At 39.5% G+C, this 16,278-nt stretch carries 19 protein-coding genes and 2 pseudogenes; 12 read left to right on the forward strand and 9 right to left on the reverse strand.

The window, feature by feature from the left end; translation table 11 throughout:
* Positions 1–2 precede the first annotated feature (2 nt).
* Entirely contained in the window at positions 3–500 is a 498-nt protein-coding gene (locus ACNFVB_RS07415; RefSeq protein ID WP_288998661.1) for a hypothetical protein, read from the forward strand.
* A gap of 81 nt (positions 501–581) precedes the next feature.
* Here ACNFVB_RS07415 and ACNFVB_RS07420 read toward each other — a convergent pair.
* Positions 582–1,757: pseudogene (locus ACNFVB_RS07420) on the reverse strand (IS3 family transposase).
* Between the two features lie 166 nt (positions 1,758–1,923).
* On the opposite strand from ACNFVB_RS07420, the gene ACNFVB_RS07425 reads away from it, so the two are divergent.
* The 5 genes from ACNFVB_RS07425 to ACNFVB_RS07445 all read left to right on the forward strand — a co-directional run bounded on the left by ACNFVB_RS07425 (position 1,924) and on the right by ACNFVB_RS07445 (position 5,762).
* On the forward strand, positions 1,924–2,475 hold the full coding sequence (locus ACNFVB_RS07425; protein ID WP_430737054.1) for a hypothetical protein: 552 nt from the start codon (positions 1,924–1,926) through the stop codon (positions 2,473–2,475).
* The gene (locus ACNFVB_RS07430; RefSeq protein WP_192995315.1) at positions 2,475–2,948 is read left to right on the forward strand and encodes a hypothetical protein; all 474 of its coding nucleotides are present in this window, start codon (positions 2,475–2,477) and stop codon (positions 2,946–2,948) included. Before ACNFVB_RS07425 ends, ACNFVB_RS07430 begins: the two co-directional genes overlap by 1 nt.
* 579 nt (positions 2,949–3,527) lie before the next feature.
* The gene (locus ACNFVB_RS07435) at positions 3,528–4,265 is read left to right on the forward strand and encodes a DUF2345 domain-containing protein (RefSeq protein WP_430737055.1); all 738 of its coding nucleotides are present in this window, start codon (positions 3,528–3,530) and stop codon (positions 4,263–4,265) included.
* Positions 4,265–5,233, forward strand: a complete 969-nt coding sequence (locus ACNFVB_RS07440; RefSeq protein ID WP_430737056.1) for a hypothetical protein — start codon at positions 4,265–4,267, stop codon at positions 5,231–5,233. Before ACNFVB_RS07435 ends, ACNFVB_RS07440 begins: the two co-directional genes overlap by 1 nt.
* Before the next feature lie 88 nt (positions 5,234–5,321).
* Positions 5,322–5,762: a hypothetical protein gene (locus ACNFVB_RS07445; RefSeq protein ID WP_430737057.1), complete on the forward strand. Its 441-nt coding sequence runs from the start codon at positions 5,322–5,324 to the stop codon at positions 5,760–5,762.
* 127 nt (positions 5,763–5,889) lie between these two features.
* On the opposite strand, the gene ACNFVB_RS07450 is transcribed toward ACNFVB_RS07445, so the two are convergent.
* Positions 5,890–6,402 carry an IS630 family transposase gene (locus tag ACNFVB_RS07450; RefSeq protein ID WP_430737058.1) on the reverse strand — a complete coding sequence of 171 codons (513 nt, stop codon included), beginning with the start codon at positions 6,400–6,402 and terminating at the stop codon, positions 5,890–5,892.
* Positions 6,383–6,739, reverse strand: coding sequence for an IS630 transposase-related protein (locus tag ACNFVB_RS07455; RefSeq protein ID WP_430737059.1), 357 nt, complete (start codon positions 6,737–6,739; stop codon positions 6,383–6,385). Before ACNFVB_RS07455 ends, ACNFVB_RS07450 begins: the two co-directional genes overlap by 20 nt.
* Positions 6,740–6,914: 175 nt before the next feature.
* Between ACNFVB_RS07455 and ACNFVB_RS07460 the strand changes: the two genes are divergently transcribed.
* From ACNFVB_RS07460 to ACNFVB_RS07485, 6 genes are all read left to right on the forward strand, one after another.
* Entirely contained in the window at positions 6,915–7,541 is a 627-nt protein-coding gene (locus tag ACNFVB_RS07460; protein ID WP_430737060.1) for a hypothetical protein, read from the forward strand.
* Between the two features lies 1 nt (position 7,542).
* On the forward strand, positions 7,543–8,496 hold the full coding sequence (locus ACNFVB_RS07465; RefSeq protein ID WP_430737061.1) for a DUF2345 domain-containing protein: 954 nt from the start codon (positions 7,543–7,545) through the stop codon (positions 8,494–8,496).
* A complete protein-coding gene (locus ACNFVB_RS07470; RefSeq protein WP_430737062.1) occupies positions 8,493–9,815 on the forward strand; it encodes a polymorphic toxin type 15 domain-containing protein in 1,323 nt (440 codons plus the stop codon). The genes ACNFVB_RS07465 and ACNFVB_RS07470 overlap by 4 nt, the downstream gene beginning before the upstream one ends.
* A gap of 18 nt (positions 9,816–9,833) precedes the next feature.
* Entirely contained in the window at positions 9,834–10,547 is a 714-nt protein-coding gene (locus ACNFVB_RS07475; RefSeq protein WP_430737063.1) for a GAD-like domain-containing protein, read from the forward strand.
* A 165-nt stretch (positions 10,548–10,712) separates the two neighbouring features.
* On the forward strand, positions 10,713–11,003 hold the full coding sequence (locus tag ACNFVB_RS07480) for a GAD-like domain-containing protein (RefSeq protein WP_430737064.1): 291 nt from the start codon (positions 10,713–10,715) through the stop codon (positions 11,001–11,003).
* A 62-nt stretch (positions 11,004–11,065) separates the two neighbouring features.
* Positions 11,066–12,231, forward strand: a protein-coding gene (locus ACNFVB_RS07485; RefSeq protein ID WP_430737065.1) for an IS3 family transposase whose coding sequence is annotated in 2 segments (ribosomal slippage) — positions 11,066–11,324 and positions 11,324–12,231 — 1,167 coding nt in all. Because the reading frame shifts where the segments join, the coding sequence is not laid out codon by codon here.
* Between the two features lie 43 nt (positions 12,232–12,274).
* On the opposite strand, the gene ACNFVB_RS07490 is transcribed toward ACNFVB_RS07485, so the two are convergent.
* The 6 genes and pseudogenes from ACNFVB_RS07490 to ACNFVB_RS07515 form a co-directional block, all read right to left on the reverse strand.
* Positions 12,275–13,501 carry a DUF2345 domain-containing protein gene (locus ACNFVB_RS07490; RefSeq protein WP_430738495.1) on the reverse strand — a complete coding sequence of 409 codons (1,227 nt, stop codon included), beginning with the start codon at positions 13,499–13,501 and terminating at the stop codon, positions 12,275–12,277.
* Positions 13,484–13,600: pseudogene (locus ACNFVB_RS07495) on the reverse strand (hypothetical protein); the annotation flags it as partial. The pseudogene ACNFVB_RS07495 and the gene ACNFVB_RS07490, both read right to left, overlap by 18 nt.
* A gap of 25 nt (positions 13,601–13,625) precedes the next feature.
* Positions 13,626–14,375, reverse strand: a complete 750-nt coding sequence (locus tag ACNFVB_RS07500; protein WP_430737066.1) for a hypothetical protein — start codon at positions 14,373–14,375, stop codon at positions 13,626–13,628.
* Positions 14,376–14,454: 79 nt separating this feature from the next.
* Positions 14,455–14,697 carry a transposase gene (locus ACNFVB_RS07505; RefSeq protein ID WP_430738496.1) on the reverse strand — a complete coding sequence of 81 codons (243 nt, stop codon included), beginning with the start codon at positions 14,695–14,697 and terminating at the stop codon, positions 14,455–14,457.
* A 137-nt stretch (positions 14,698–14,834) separates the two neighbouring features.
* The gene (locus ACNFVB_RS07510; protein ID WP_430737067.1) at positions 14,835–15,137 is read right to left on the reverse strand and encodes an IS630 transposase-related protein; all 303 of its coding nucleotides are present in this window, start codon (positions 15,135–15,137) and stop codon (positions 14,835–14,837) included.
* A gap of 63 nt (positions 15,138–15,200) precedes the next feature.
* A complete protein-coding gene (locus tag ACNFVB_RS07515) occupies positions 15,201–16,277 on the reverse strand; it encodes a hypothetical protein (protein ID WP_430737068.1) in 1,077 nt (358 codons plus the stop codon).
* Between the last annotated feature and the right edge of the window lies 1 nt (position 16,278).

Consider the following 16,278-nt stretch of genomic DNA (forward strand, 5'->3'; position numbering starts at 1 on the left):
TGATGAAAAAAAATATTTCCATAACAGTTTTATTTTCTTCAGTAATAATATCGGGTTGTAATATAAATTTGACTAACAGCAATGTTTGTAGAGAAGATATTAGACCTTTTTTTACTATAGAGGATAGTCACAATCCATCAATTAATGACAAAGCAAGTCTTACAAAAATAGATAAGAATGGTGTTACTGTGTTGAGATATGAATTTCAGAATATAAAACGTTATGACAATGAAAAAAACGCACATGTATACTTTCTCTATGATAGAGAACTTATTGTACCAAATTATACATACAAACTAAGTTATAATGATACTACATACTTCATACATGATATAAAAATGGCAAATAACACTCACTATCGGTATTGTGATGAACAAACTACTTATAAAATTAATCAGTGTGAATCAAGTGGATACAATATTTCTGTAGACCCGTCTTGTGCTATCCCTGCTGACCAAGCTGATAGTTATTTTGAAAATAAAGTAAAGCCAACTATGTAGTTAACATATCAACTAGTAAATATTTTAGATATATTTGACCCCTGCCGTCAAATCCGTACAGTTAAACTTGGGAGATTTTAATTACGCAGCCTGACGATAGTAGTCAAACCACACCTGTCTTGGCGCTCGATAGCCCAAGCCCTTTTGAATCCTAGTCTGATTATAATACAGTTCAATATACCCAATGATATCGCTAATGGCTGCAAACCTCGTTTTATAATCTTGATGATATACTAGTTCATTCTTCAAGACGCCCCAGAAGCTTTCTATAGGTGCGTTGTCGAAACAGTTGCCTTTACCACTCATTGAGCCTGTAAACTGATGCTGATTGATGATCTTATGGTAGGCATGACTACAATACTGGCTGCCTGTGTCAGAGTGCACAATCAATCCATGGCTTGGACGTTTGTTCTTGATTGCCATATTGAGTGCACGGCATACTAAGTCAGCGGTCATACGCTTATTGATAGCGTAGCCGACAAGCTCTTTGGTGTATAAGTCCTTCACTCCAGCTAAGTATAGCCAACCCTTAGCAGTCCAAATGTAGGTGATGTCACTAACCCATGCCTCATTAGGATAGTTGACGTCAAACTGCTGATTCAATACGTTCGGATAGACTAGCTTGTTATAGTTCGATTCAGTGGTGACTTTAAAGCGCTTGTGGCGACGGCATTTGATGCCATATTCTTCCTTAATACTTCTGACCATATATAAGCTAATATCGTGCCCTTGCTCGATCAGCTTTGCATATAGTCGCTCAGCGCCGTAACGTTCTTTATTTTCACTGTGAGCGGCTTTAACTACTTTAACTAGTAGCTCACAATGATTACGATGTATCTGCTGCTCGCTGATATCGCGACTCAGCCAAATCGTAGTAGCTTGATGGTTTGACGCTTAACACACGGCACATGGTAGTGATGCTAAATATTAGCTGGTTATCTTTGATAAAGGCGTACTTTACTAACTGTTTTTCGCGAAGTACGCCGTTGCCTTTTTTAATATCTCGCGTTCCTCCTCAGCAACTCTAAGCTGTCGTTTGAGGCGCTTGTTCTCTTCTATCACAGCTATAAGCTGTGGATCGTACTGCTCAGTCCCTTCAAGCTTGCCTTGATTAGCTTTGTTGTTCCAGTTCGATAAGGTTTGCATGGCGATACCAAGCTGCTTTGCGGTCGCTGAAATATTGCCATTGTTGTCTGCTATTTTCTTAACAGCTTCTGCTTTAAATTCGTCACTGTAGGTTCTTACTTTCTTGGTCATGGTAAACTCCTGTTATTATGCTTAGTTTACCAAGTTTATCTCTACGGTTTCTTCAGCATAGCTCAAGTTGCATCGCACAGGTGTTTATAATTTTAGTAATGGTTATACCATTGAACCTAAAAGCTCAATGTATCATATAAAACCTACAGACAACAATTACAAAAATATGAAAATGGAGGAGGTAGATTGGATAGTATTGGCTTCGTCCCGCAGTAGTGAAAGTAATCTAAGATACGATGGCATCGAAACTGGGTCATTTGACCAATTAGGCGCTGTAAACTGGATGGGAATGCTTACTCGCATGTGTAAAGAGGTGGCAAGCTATAGCAGTACAAAAAGTCATGATTTGGGTTTATTAGATGTTGGAAAGACAATAATTAATAAGAGAAATTTTAGTATAGATAAATTATTTGAAATGGATAAGAAATATAAATCTGGTAAAAAAATAATAATGATGATACAGCCAAAAATGATTAGTAACAATAAAGGCGATAGAGATATTAACTCAATTCACTGGATAGTTTATGAAGGCGGTTTACAGCTTTTTGATGGCGATGGACGTAATGTATTAACTGATTCTTTACATATTGGACGTGTAAAATTCAACATATTTACTTGGGGTGAAGAGCCCAACAACTCTCCAAGAGATCTACCGAGAAGAGGTATTAGCGTCACTAACTTTTCAACTAACTATTATGGTTACATAGAGGTCTATTAATGAAAAATATTAATTTTACAATATTCATATCCATTTTATTAACGGGTTGTATTGCTAAAACTAACGTCTGTTCACCATCTATTCAACCAACAATCGAATTACAAGACTTTCAGAGGCTGACTAAAAACGATAAAGCTCTTTTCCATACGCTCGATAAAAATGGAAAAAAAATTAACAGCTTTAAACTAGAATATATTATTGATTTTGATGGCTATACAGTTATTTATTTTGATGATAATAATGCTCTAGTTCCAAACCATGCATATAAAATGCAATACAATGATGATGTATATTTCGTATATAATATCAAGCTTGCAAATAATGCTAGACAGCGATATTGTGATGAAGAGACTGTATATAACGTTAATAATTGCGAATCAACAGGTCAAAGTTTAACCTTTAATCCTACATGTGCTATTCCCACTGACCAAGCCGATAGCTATTTTGAAAATACAGTTAAACCAACTTTGTAAATAATGTTCAAGCAGTAACTAGACCTCTTGCATAAGTCAGCGCTATCTGTAGAATCTTCGTCATTAGGAGTCAACAAAATGTCAATTTTGAAAGAGGTCTACTATTGATACGACGACTAAACCCTCATGCAGTCTATCGGTGATAGTGAGCATCTGACGAATACCGGTAGCTTATTATAATCAAGTCGCCCTAGCCTGTTTGCCACTGACAATGAGCAAGCGGTCGAGAGCGGTTATCGCAACACGGATTATGGCCTATCTGAATGGGTTACGGATCATCGTACAGAGCAAGCTTACTCTCAGCTAAAAGTAGACAGTGCCGGGATATCTGCCAGTCTAAAAATAGGAGTTATCAATTCATCAGACACCGCCAAACGTCAAGGGATCAATGCGGCCACCAACGCGCAGATCAGTATCAAATCAGGGGAAGCACTAGTCCTATCCACTCAGCCGCAGACCCACGCGCAATATGGACAGCATAACTACCAGCACCACACCCCGACCCTCACCCAAACTGCATTAGGTGGTCAGCATTTAACTGAGCGTTTGACGCAACTGGCAACGGGACTTGGTCGTAATGTGAACGACCATAAAGCGATTAAAGCCCAGCTTGAGACTATTGCAGAGGAACAGCAAACCAAAACCCATCAAACAACACCCTACACGCTGATCGATAGTGCCGCTGATAGCAGTTATGTGAGTAGCGATACCCTTATCCAACGCTCTATGGGCGAGATGATCACCACCACGCAAGAAGATATGATGATAAGTAGTGGCGATAGCCATAATCAAATCAGCAGCGAGTCACTCAATATAGTCGCCGATGGTCAATTTAGCATGACCAATGCCAAAGAAAATATCACTCTCTCCGCCCATACAGGAAAGCTTGAAGCTACAGCGAAGCAAGATGTGAATATCGCCTCCTCGACTAAAGAGGTAGAAGTCGTGGCAACCAATAAAGTGACTATAACGGCAGGCGGTGCGAGTATTACTCTTGATGGTAGCAATATCACTATCGCCGCCAAAGAGGTGACGGAGAAAGGGGGTAAGCATAGCAAGGCGGGAGGTGGTATGGATGGGTTGGGGCTTTTAGGGTTGCCGAGTAAATCGATAGAAACAGATGATAACTTAAGAATTGTATATGATGAAGGTTTCATAATCGTTGATGAAGATACTCAAAAACCAATACCAAACTGTCATTATAAAATTACAAAACCTGATGGAACTACCGAAATGGGAATAACAGATAAGTATGGTAAAACTAAAGTGATAGAAAGCTATACAATAGAAGAACTGAAAATTGAGGTGAAATTCTAATGGCTGATACTTGGAAAGTAATTGGACAGTCATCAACTAGTCCAAGAAGTAATACTGATAGAGCAGTAGTAACTACGAGAGCCCCAAAAACTGAAAATATTATATTTATTGGTTCTGAGTTTGAGTATAATAATTTCTGGTTAAAGAACATGTTTATTGCAGCTGCATATCCTTTTGTTAAAAACAGAAGTAGATTTAGACAATGTGATAAAGTGACGATTGCTTATGTCGATTATGGCTATACCCGTTTAGAAAAATTAGCTATCGAAGGTCTAAAAAACGAAATAGAATTTACTGATAACATAACCTTTATCGCGTTAAAAACCAAAGCAAAAATTATAGAGCTATTAAACGCGAATAGAGAAAACTATAAAATAAAAGATTTAGCTTTCTTTTGCCATGGGTTGAATGGAAAGATTACCTTGAATTATAGTGGTAGACCTAACATCGACCTAACTACTTCAGATATAAATACTATTGGTAACACTAATTTTCTTAGTTCAGCTACAGCTAGTTCGTACGCTTGTAGAACAGGGATGGCAGATAATATAACACTTAGGACTCAAGGATCATTTGATAACATTAGCGAGGCAGATCCTGATAACAGTTTTGCTCAACTATTCGCAAATAGACATAGTATCGATTTTTATGCATTTCATAAACGTACATTATATAGTAATATTCTGAACCCTAAAGATGATGCTGAGAAAATAGCTGAAAACCTTAAAGATAAGAGAAAAGTAAATAGTAGTGATGTCATTTCTATATTAGAAAACTATGAAGCACTACCGCATCCAGAATTAGGTGAAAGTTATAAAAATATGTGGGGGTGGATTCCCAGAGGGGCAGTATTAGAAGGAACAGTTGGTTATTCACTATGGCGAAAAGGGGGTGGATTAAAAGTACCAGTTGCTGCCAATACCCCTACAGGATTACCTTCAACAATGACTAGATTCAGCCCTAAATAATATGATCAATAAAAAACTAAAGCTCACGCTCCTTATACTTACACTAATAATTTTGTTAGTTTTTTCGTATATTTATATGGTGAAATCAATGAATGCATTTACTTACCAACATTTTAATGAGAAAGATTTTTTACTCGTTCAAACTGATTTGCAAAAAGAATATAGCTTTTATTTAAATAGCTTTAAAAAAGATAATAGTGTTCAAGTTACTTTTAATTTTCATAATGTAATACCCCCACATGACGCAACTATAGAACTATATTCTCATAAAACATCTAACTACGTATATATTGGTTCTTATCAACCTACAATTACATTTTCTGCAAAAGATAGTTTATTCGAAGATAGTCTTGATTCGCTAACTATCTCCATAGTAGATTCAGAAAATAGATCCTCTTATACTATAGAACAGGAAAAATCTTTCGAATTTTGGAAAGAAGGAAAAGTTATTAATATTTGGTTTTTACCTTTCAGAACATATGATGAAGAAACTGGTAGAGATATAGGCTATACAGTTTCACTCAGTTGAAGTTTTCGTTAACAAATAATTTAAACATGAATTTGTCAATATTAGTCTTCTTATCAAAATCGTAAAATAAGCTCGAAATTAGCCTAACCTATTATCTAGAGCATAATAGCTTGCATTTATAGTATAGTCAGTTCAAAATAAAATTGTTATGCCTTGAACAAATATCATAAAACAATTTAGATAAATCATTCTCCATCCAGCCTTGGCGTAGAAACTTCACCTGAGCCCATTTTTTCTCGATAGGGTTCAAATCAGGGCTATAAGGTGGCAGCCATAGTATACGATGACCATGCCTGTTGAGTAGCTTTTGAACGCGTTTGTTTTTGTGAAATCGAGCATTATCCATCACAATCACGCATTTGGTTTTAAGACTTGGGATTAGCGTGTGTTTGCACCATTCGTAGAATATGCTGCTGCTAATGTTGTGCTTAAAGTAATCTAGGGCAAACAGCATCTTTTCATATAGAGCACCAATAACGTTGGTTCGCTTTTTACCTTGCCAGTTGTAGCTATCGATACAAGGCTTACCAATCGGTGCATAACCATGAGAGCGAGTGGTCTGACTCTCAAAGCCGCTTTCGTCCATATAAACGATGGGATAGCCTTGCTGCGTAAAGCTATCAAGCTTTCCCTGATACACCGCTCTTTTTATTGGGCAAGCTTTTGGATGCTCTAATGTCTTTTTTTTGACTGATGCCTAGGCGCTTTAGGGCATGATAAATGCCTGTTTTACTACAGTTCAAACGACGTGCTCGCTCATACTGGTAATCATCAGGATGTTCTTTGACATCATTAAGTAGCATATCATCTGGTATTTTATAGGGTTTGGTTTGCCTGGTTGTTTTACTATGAACACGTCTCTTCCAGTTTTGTATGGTGGTTGGGCTGAGATTATAGAATTCAGCCGCCTCGGCAAAGGTCATACCATCATCTAAGCTTTTTAGCACTTGTTTGCGAAAATCTAGCGAGTAAGTCATGGTCTTTATAATAACAATTGGGTTTGATAATTAGCTTATAACATTTTTAGATGGAATTGACTATAGTATAGGTTCACCACGCATCTTTATAGAAGATAGTCTTGATTTTACGCTCGTCGATTATACGAGTGACTTAAATTTAGACTTTACTTATCCTCTTACCTTTGAAGAATGGATGCAGCTGGATGATATACAAACATGGCAACTACGCCATGGAACAGATGTTTTTATGGATATACGCTATAACAGACAGACCGATCCTGCTACGAACAATCGTCATTACTTAATAGACTTAGATATCCTTAATGAAAAAGAAGTAGTTCAACGGATGGTAGATTCTAAAGATAGAAATAAGTGGGAGCTATCATATCCAAATGTATATCAAGATATGCGACTAGCAAGATTACAATCAGAAACCCAAGCGCTTGAAATGGGATTAGACATCCAACAAGACCAATCCGACTACACCCTACCCCTTGTACTAGAGAAGACAGGTATTGATACCAGTAAATTTATCTCTATTGACCCTTATAAAATTACTTACGAAGAGTTTATACAGCGTTCCGAGGCGGGCGAAGACATGACGCCCTATTATGAGAACCAGCCTACGGCTAAACCTGAAATTACTAGTCAAGCCAAAGGGCGTTGCCCAGCAGATCAGCCCTGCCCTATATCTGGTTACTGGTTCACTTTAGCCAAAGCAAATAGCAGAGCTTACTTTAAAAAAGGCGACATCATGCCAGATTACCCTAACAATAATTGGGGTCAGGTGATTTGGCAGTTTGATGGTGAGAAAGGATAATTTGTTATTATTTCTATTTGACCACCTTCGGGTGGTTTTTTTAAATTTAGTCCTCTCTACTCAGCCACAAACCCACGCACAATCTGGACAGCATAACTACCAGCACCACACCCCGACTCTGGCCCAAACTGCATTAGGTGGTCAGCATTTAACTGAGCGTTTGACGCAGTTAGCAACAGGGCTTGGCAGACAAGTGAATGACCATAAAGCGATTAAAGTCCAGCTTGAGAGTATCGCTAAAGAACAACAAACCAAAACCCATCAATCCACGCCATTTACCCTGATCGATAGTGCCGCTGATAGTAGCTATGTCAGTGAAGACACGCTCATTCAACGTTCAATGGGTGAAATGATTACTACGACTCAAGCGAACATGATGATCAGTAGTGGCGATAGCCATAATCAAGTCAGCAGCGAGTCACTCAATATAGTCGCCGATGGTCAATTTAACATGACTAATGCCAAAGACAATATTACTCTCTCAGCCCATACAGGAAAACTGGAAGCTACAGCGAAGCAGGATGTCAACATCGCCTCCTCCACCAAAGAGGTAGAAGTCGTTGCAACCAATAAAGTTATGATAACGGCAGGGGGCGCTAGTATAACTCTTGATGGTAGCAATATCACTATCGCCGCCAAAGAGGTGACGGAAAAAGCAGGGAAGCATAGTAAGGCTGTGGGCGGAGTTGATGGTCAATTTGTATCAGGCTTACCTTCTAATATCTTGGACGAACCACCAACCTTTATCGAGCTTAATTATCTACACGATGATGAGACTCCAGTAAGCAGTGCGCCCTACCGTGTCGAGTTCGCAGATGGCTCTGTCAGAGAAGGCATTTTAGATAAAAATGGCTTTGCTCGTTTAGAAGGTGTGCCTAAGGGTCAAGCTCATGTTTATTATGGTGAAGACCCTGCTGACTTCAAGCCTGATATAGATATGGAGGATGGTATATGAGTAGTAATGACTTTGGCGGCGGCGCACTAGGGATTAGTAACATAGGGAAGGATTACACTCCTCAAAAATATAAAAAAGCCAAACAAGAAAAGCCCACAGGCTGGTTTGAAGCATTAAAAGAAGAGACAGGTTCGTTTCTAGCAGGTGAAAACACCTCGTCTTGGGCACTATTCGCTGAAATTGTGATCGGTGCAGTTCCTATTGCAGGACAGCTTATTGATGCGCGAGACATCATCAAGGCAGTCATGAACCTAAAAGACAAGCCCTCTGATACTACTTTGTGGTTTTTACTCATAGCAGCATTAATAGGGCTGATCCCTGTCGTTGGTGATGCAGTCAAAAGTGCCATTAAAGCCATTAAAATTGGCGGTAAAAGCCCTACTGATCTATTTGCCTTTATCAGAAAATTTGGTAAAGGTAATACAGAGCAAGCTTTAAAAAAAGCGTTAGATGTTAGTAAGCTAAAAGGGTTACTAAATAGTATCTTGACCCCTAAGTTTCTAAACAGTTTAAGTAAGTCTAATAAGCAAAAGCTGATACAGATTCAAAAGGACTTTGATCGTTTCGCTCAGCAAATTATCAATGAGATTGATGGCTGGTCTAAGATGACACCGGCTACAGCTAGTGTTAATAGCGCAGGTGTGGGTCGGACAGCTGGTAATAAACCCAGCACAGCATTGGCATCAACCAACCGAAAAGCTTCTGGCGAAACAGTCAGTCATAATAGCAGTATAACGTCAAGGCCTGCTAGAAAAGGCGTTATGAAAAAACATACCCCTAAATGCTTTAAGCCAAGCAAAAGCTTAAAGAGTAGATTTGCTAAAGACAGTAAAGCAAATGCAAAGTTTGAAAAAGAGTACTATCGTCAATTAAAAGACCAAGAAGCTGGACTGAACAACTTAACTGTTGATGAGTATTTGACAGGTCGTGACGCCTTCAAAACGCATGGCAGGCCGAAAAGTAATGGGGCGCAGGCAAACGCTAGAACAGAGTATGAAGATAAGATTAATGAGTCTTTGAAAAATAGCTATGAGAAACAAGGAAAATCTCCTATAGAAGCTGAACGGTTGGCGAACAAACGTACTCCTGAAATAATGAAAGACCTGAATGCTCTACATGATCCTGATATGATTGCAGGTGGTAAAGATAAAATTAATCGACTGGGTCGTGCTGATGTGAATAAGTCCATAGGCGGACAATGGTCTAATAAAGTTGAAGCAAATAGTAGAGTTGCACAGATGGATAAGGCCGCTAAAGAAGCACAAAAGTCTCAAGGCGGGCAAACCAAAATGAATGTAGAATTAAACCGTTGTAAATAATTAAAATAGGAAATTGTAATGAATAATTTTATTATTGATGAAGGATTTGATTACTTTTTAGAAAAGTTTGGTCAACCTGACTGGCAACAGCCTGCCGATCAGGCAATTCTAGATTATTATAAAGGTAAATTGCCTGATAAACTGCTTTTCTATTGGGAGAAAATGGGATTCTGCCGCTTTAAACAAGGTCTATTTTGGATGGTCAATCCTGCTGACTATGAAGATGAGCTCGTGCTTTGGCTAGGTGAAGACATTTTAAAACAAGACAATTATTATGTGATTGCTCGTAGTGGCTTTGGCAAGTTATACGTTTGGGGTGAAAAAATGGGTCATGCCTATACAATTACTCCAACTCTTGGTTGGGTTTATCAAGAAAAAGGGGAAGCGAAAGATATTGCAAAAGGCCTAGCAGATAGAAAAATTGAATTATTTTTTGCTTTTAAAGAGACAAAATATGTTGATATGGTTGATAACAATAGCAAACCTCTATTCAAGCGTTGTGTGAAAAAGTTTGGTGCACTTGAATACGATGAAATGTTTGGCTTCGTTCCTGCCCTTGCCATAAGTGACAACGCGTCTATCAAAAATGTCGATAAAATGAATATCTTTGTGCATCTTAGTCTGCTACCCGATTTGATTGAGATTCAGTACATCAATTTTAAGAGATTAGGACAAATGGCATTTGGCGTTGATGACGATTCAAACCTGCCTGATTTAGATGACTTAGTATAAGTAATTATTTAAGCCACCTTCGGGTGGTTTTTTTGACTCAATTATTAATTTTGTAATTGGTTCGCAGCGAAAGCAGAGATAGATAAAAAAGCTTTGAAGCAAGGCGGGCAAACCAAAATGAATGTAGAATTAAACCGTTGTAAATAATTAAAATAGGAAATTGTAATGAGTGAATTTATTCTTGACGAAGATTTTGATTACTTTTTAGAAAAGTTTGGTCAACCTGACTGGCAACACCCTGTTGAACGAACTACCTTAGAGTATTATCGTGGCAAATTACCAGATAGACTTCTCTTCTACTGGGAGAAAATGGGATTCTGCCGCTTTAAACAAGGTCTATTTTGGATCGTCAATCCTGCTGACTATGAAGATGAGTTAGCTATCTGGCTAAGTGAAGATATTTTAAAACAAGATAACTATTATGTGATTGCTCGTAGTGGCTTCGGTAAGCTATGAGCTATGCTGAAGAAACCGTACAAGTAAACTTGGTAAACTAAGCATAATAACAGGAGTTTACCATGACCAAGAAAGTAAGAACCTACAGTGACGAATTTAAAGCCGAAGCTGTTAAAAAGATAGCAGACAACAACGGCAATATCTCAGCCACTGCAAAGCAGCTTGGCATTGCCATGCAAACGCTCTCAAATTGGCATAACAAAGCCAATCAAGGCAAACTTGTAGGAACAAAGCAGTATGACCCTGAACTTATGAGTGCGCTTGAAGAGGTAAAACGCCTAAAGCGGCAGCTCAAAGTGGCTGAAGAGGAGCGCGAAATACTAAAAAAGGCGACGGCGTACTTTGCAAAGCACAGTTAGTCAGGTACGCCTTTATCCAAGATAACCAGCACTTCTTTAGCATCACCACTATGTGCCGCGTACTACAGGTTAAACCCTCAAGCTACTATGACTGGCTAGGTCGTGATATCAGTGACCAACAAATACATCGCAACCAGTCTGAGCTGCTAGTCAAAGCCGCACACATTGAAACTAAAGAGCGTTATGGTATAGATCGTCTGCATGCCTATCTAAGCGATCAAGGGCATGATATTAGTCTATACATGGTCAGACGTATTAAAGAAGAGTTTGGCATTAAATGTCGTCGTCACAAACGCTTTAAAATCACCACTGACTCTAATCACAACAAACTGGTCTATGATAACGTGCTTGATCAGCAGTTTGACGCTAAGCGCCCTAACGAGTCGTGGGTCAGCGACATCACCTATATCTGGACGAATGAGGGTTGGCTGTACTTAGCAGGGGTCAAAGACTTATACACCAAAGAGCTTGTCGGTTACGCTATTAACAAGCGTATGACGGCAGATTTAGTATGCCGTGCACTCAACATGGGGATTAAGAATAAACGACCTGCTAAAGGGCTAATCGTTCATTCTGACAGAGGCAGTCAGTACTGTAGCCATGCCTACCACAAGATCATTAAACAGCATCAGTTTACAGGATCTATGAGTGGCAAAGGCAATTGTTTCGACAACGCTCCGATAGAAAGTTTCTGGGGCGTCTTGAAGAATGAGCTAGTGTATCACCAGAACTATAAAACTAGATTTGCAGCCATCAGCGATATCATTGGCTATATTGAGCTGTATTACAATCAAACGAGGATTCAAAAGGGCTTGAGCTATAAGTCGCCAAGACAGATGTGGTTTGATTATTATCGTCAAGCTGCGTAACTAAAATCTCCCAAGTTTAAGTCTACGGGATTGACGGCAGGGGTCAATGTATCTCGGTTGAACCATCAGGTTTAATCAGCATACATTTGGTAAAGGGAAGTGGATTGTCATCTTGGTCATGTACGATATAACGAAGATAGTAGTCTAAGTTTTCAGGTAATTTTGCCGTCGGCAGATGCACAGCAGGAGACCCTGTACCACCCCCACTGCCCCAAACCACCTTACTCGCCTTATATCCCACCTGAGCAGGCGTAATAAACGTCACATCCCCCCCTGATAGCTCAATACCACTCCCTGCCGCTTTTATGGTCAACGTATCAGGGGCGATGATCTCAATATTATCTCGGCTATGGATGCGTAGGACTTGCTCGCTATCGAGGCGCATCTCACTTTGATGCGCTTGAATAGTGACATCGCCATGGGCGGCGGTATGGGTTTGCGCTTTGTTTGAGTAATAGTGAATGTCGCCTGCGACTAATTGGTTCATCTGTGTTTGGCTATGATGGTGAGTACTACCTGTCGCATGACTGTGCGTGCTCTTCGTGCTGGTATGCTGACTGTGTTGTCCACTTAATAGGGCTAGATGACGCTGGGAGTCGATTAGTACATGCGGCTGTTGCCATTGTCCAGATTCATTTAATCTGTTGTCGTTGGTGTCTTGACTGAATTGGACAAATGGGGTTTGACTGACTGCTGTATTGCCGCTTTGCTTGTTACTCGCATTGCCTTCTAGTCCAACTGGCTGATGGGTGTCAGCTAGCTGCGCGTAAGCTTGTTGATGCTGATCAGCAGTTTGCAGTTTGCTATGACTGTCATGGCTCATATGCTGCTTTGATTGACTGCCTGATGTTTGACTGCTGATATGAATACCTGTACTCCCTTGCACATTGGCGGCGGCTTGGGTTTCTACACTGATGCCCTGTCCACGTGCTTGACCACGAGTATGGTCGCTATGTTGGTATAGGTGACCGAGGGTGAGACTCGACTGGTAGCTGCTGCTATAGAGGTTGATTTGTGGACTGTCAGGATGAGCGTCAAACATGAGCTGGTTGTAGCCATTAATAAGGCTGTCTTTGCTGGCGTCGCCTGTGCGGCTTGAGTCGATGCTTTGGGTTTTGATGCCGTCGATGGGATACGCATGGCTTTGGTTGATAAACCAAACGGGGCTGGTGGCGTCGATGAAGTCTGTGTCACTGGCGATGCGGTTGTGCTGGGCGTCGTCGTTACCCTGTCCATTATGAGTGCTGCCGATGATGATGGGATGGGTGATGTCGCCACCAATAAAGTCAATGAGGACGTGCTGTCCGTGACGCAAAGGCTGGGTGTGCCCCATGTGATCGCCGACTAAGTGGCTGGCGATGGGTATCCAGTGGCTGCTGTCATTACAGTAGTCTTTACGACTCTTGCGTTAACTCTTTTTTTACTTGATGGGCAGCTATTAATTTTAACGTCTCATGTATAAATCGTGACAGTACAACCATACTAAATGCAAACATACCAAACCCGATAACTACCTCTACTACTATATCGAAACCGTTATCTAATAAAGCTTTAGCTGTCATTAAACCACCACCAAATATAGTGCCTACTAGTATAACCATCCCGAAAACGAATAACGCAATCCACAAAGCAAAACTCATGCCTTGATAGACCTCTCTTTTCTCTAACTCTTCTAGCCAATTCTGTATATGGAAAGTATGATTAATGATAGAATTAATGATAATATTTTTATAGATAATAATCTTTTTTCTTTTTTCGAAAAGCTCTAAGATGGAAATAATTAGAATAATACTATATATGTATATACTAGAATTATTTATATATAATTCCAACCTAAACAAATTTAAAATAGTAATATATGCAAATAATAAAACCGTAGCGAACCCAACAAGCCACGAATTAATAAAAAACCAATAATATCCTTTCATATATATCCGTGCTGGCATAAATAGATATACACAGCAAAGTATTATTAAATAAAGCGTATTCCACTGTGGTAGTTCATTCGATAAATTACCCATAGCCAATCCTAACACTCCCATTAGAAGTGCTATGCCAGCAAACCACTTCCCAGAACAGTGATAGTTAAGTGAGTCTGCGAAAGTGTTAGGGTCTGGTAATTGTGTTTTAATTTTATAACTCATAATGATTTATTAGCCTCTAGATATTTCATATTGCTTGATTCTAAGTAATTAATCATATTTTGTGCTTTTTGAGTTATAGTCAATCCAACTTAAAGTTGTAACAGCAGACATTGCTGAATAAATGATTTAGATTATTCTCACCCCAGCCTTGCCTGAGCGTTTTTACTTCAGCCCACTTCTTCTCAATAGGATTTAAATCAGGGCTGTAAGGCGGTAGCCATAGAATACGGTGACCATGTCGGTTTAATAGCTTTTTGATACGTTTGTTCTTATAAAATCTGGTACTCGAGCATAGCTCTCCCCTTGCATTCGGGCAAAGCAGTGCTTTGCTTTATCCTCGCTCATATCCATGACGATGACACATTTGTGACTAAGCTTTGGAATAGGTAACCTTGGCATTGATAGTGTTTCAGTTTAATGGTGTACTCTAATCGCTTAAGCCAGCTTGATTTTGGGTGTTTAAGACTTTTTTTTGCGGGTATAGCCCAGCCGCTTCATGGCAGCTTCTACGCCGGATTTACTACAGCCCAAACGAGCAGCTCTTTCATAGTAGTAAGCGTCAGGATAGTCAGCAATGTCTTGTTTTAGGGAATCATTAGATATTTTGCGCGGTGCTCTGACGATAGGCTTGATACTGATGTCTTTTTTCCAGTTAATAATGGTGGTGGGACTCATATCATAAAGCTTGGCTGCGGTGCGTGCGCTCATGCCTTGTTCAAGAGACTGTAGTACCTTTTTACGAAGGATAATGGGGTATGTCATGGTAATTAGCGAGCTGGAATTTAGAATTATCGTAACAATTCTTGGTAGGGTTTACTATATATGCTAGCTATTATAAGCCACCACTGCCCATACAAATAAGCCAACGTTGATGAGTATGATACATACCCATCTGACATTGACCTCCCAATTTCTACCTTCAAAGGCTAGTTTGGCTTCATCAGTTATAGGCTGTATCGGATATGGATTATCTTGACCGTCCCAAGTTAAAAGCTTTTGTACGTCGGGATGTAATATAGCTCGCTTGGTACATTGGTAATGATTGGCCTGAAATAGATTACCCAAAGCGATTATTGAGCCTATTATAAAGACCATGATTTGACCACCGCCAGAATGATCACTAGGCAGTATGCCGCTTTTGCGATAGATAATATCAGCACAGGCAAATAGTGACTTGCTTGTGTCAGCTGGATAAGCTTCGCAGAACTGAGAGTCTATTGGCAGATCATTCGCTGGGCTTTCCATATAAGTGCGGATAAATGCCCATTGTACGCGTGGGTTGACTCTATAATCTTCTAGCTTTAGATGATGGGTGATGTCTCCGGTCTCAGGATCAGCGACATACAAGTTAAGCGGTGTATACGCTCGATTGTATGGATCTTGATGCAGGTCTGGAATAACGTCTTTGTAGTCCACTATCTTTAGCTTGTAGGGCTGTCTAAATTTCCATAGTGGACGATAATAGTAGGCTATTTTTTGTTGTTTTTTTAAAAAATAATACTGGGTGCGAATAAAGTGCTTTCTGATGAGTTGATAGAGAAGTAGGATTAGAGGTGTACAAGCAACTATGAATAAAGCTATTAGAAAGAATACTCTAAAGTAGAAAATACCTCCTAAAGACATACCTCCCTCAAACATATCTTTATAAAATATATCCCCAATAAAAGTAGCTACAAAAAAATGTGAAGAAAAATAAACCCAACCAATAGCAAAATAAAACACCCAGAAGTACGCAGGTAGGAATGTTAAGTAATCAGGATTGACGTCGTGAACTTCTTTATTAAGATGTTCAATATCTTCAGTACTCTCTAATAAGCTTTTGTCTATACTGGTGGTATAGGGACGGTCAATAGGATTGTTAAGCTCACTGATATGTTTGGCGAAGTCGTCGCGTAGTTGCATT

It is taken from the genome of Psychrobacter sp. VH5 (genome assembly GCF_050572635.1).
In the GTDB taxonomy this organism is placed as follows: domain Bacteria; phylum Pseudomonadota; class Gammaproteobacteria; order Pseudomonadales; family Moraxellaceae; genus Psychrobacter; species Psychrobacter celer.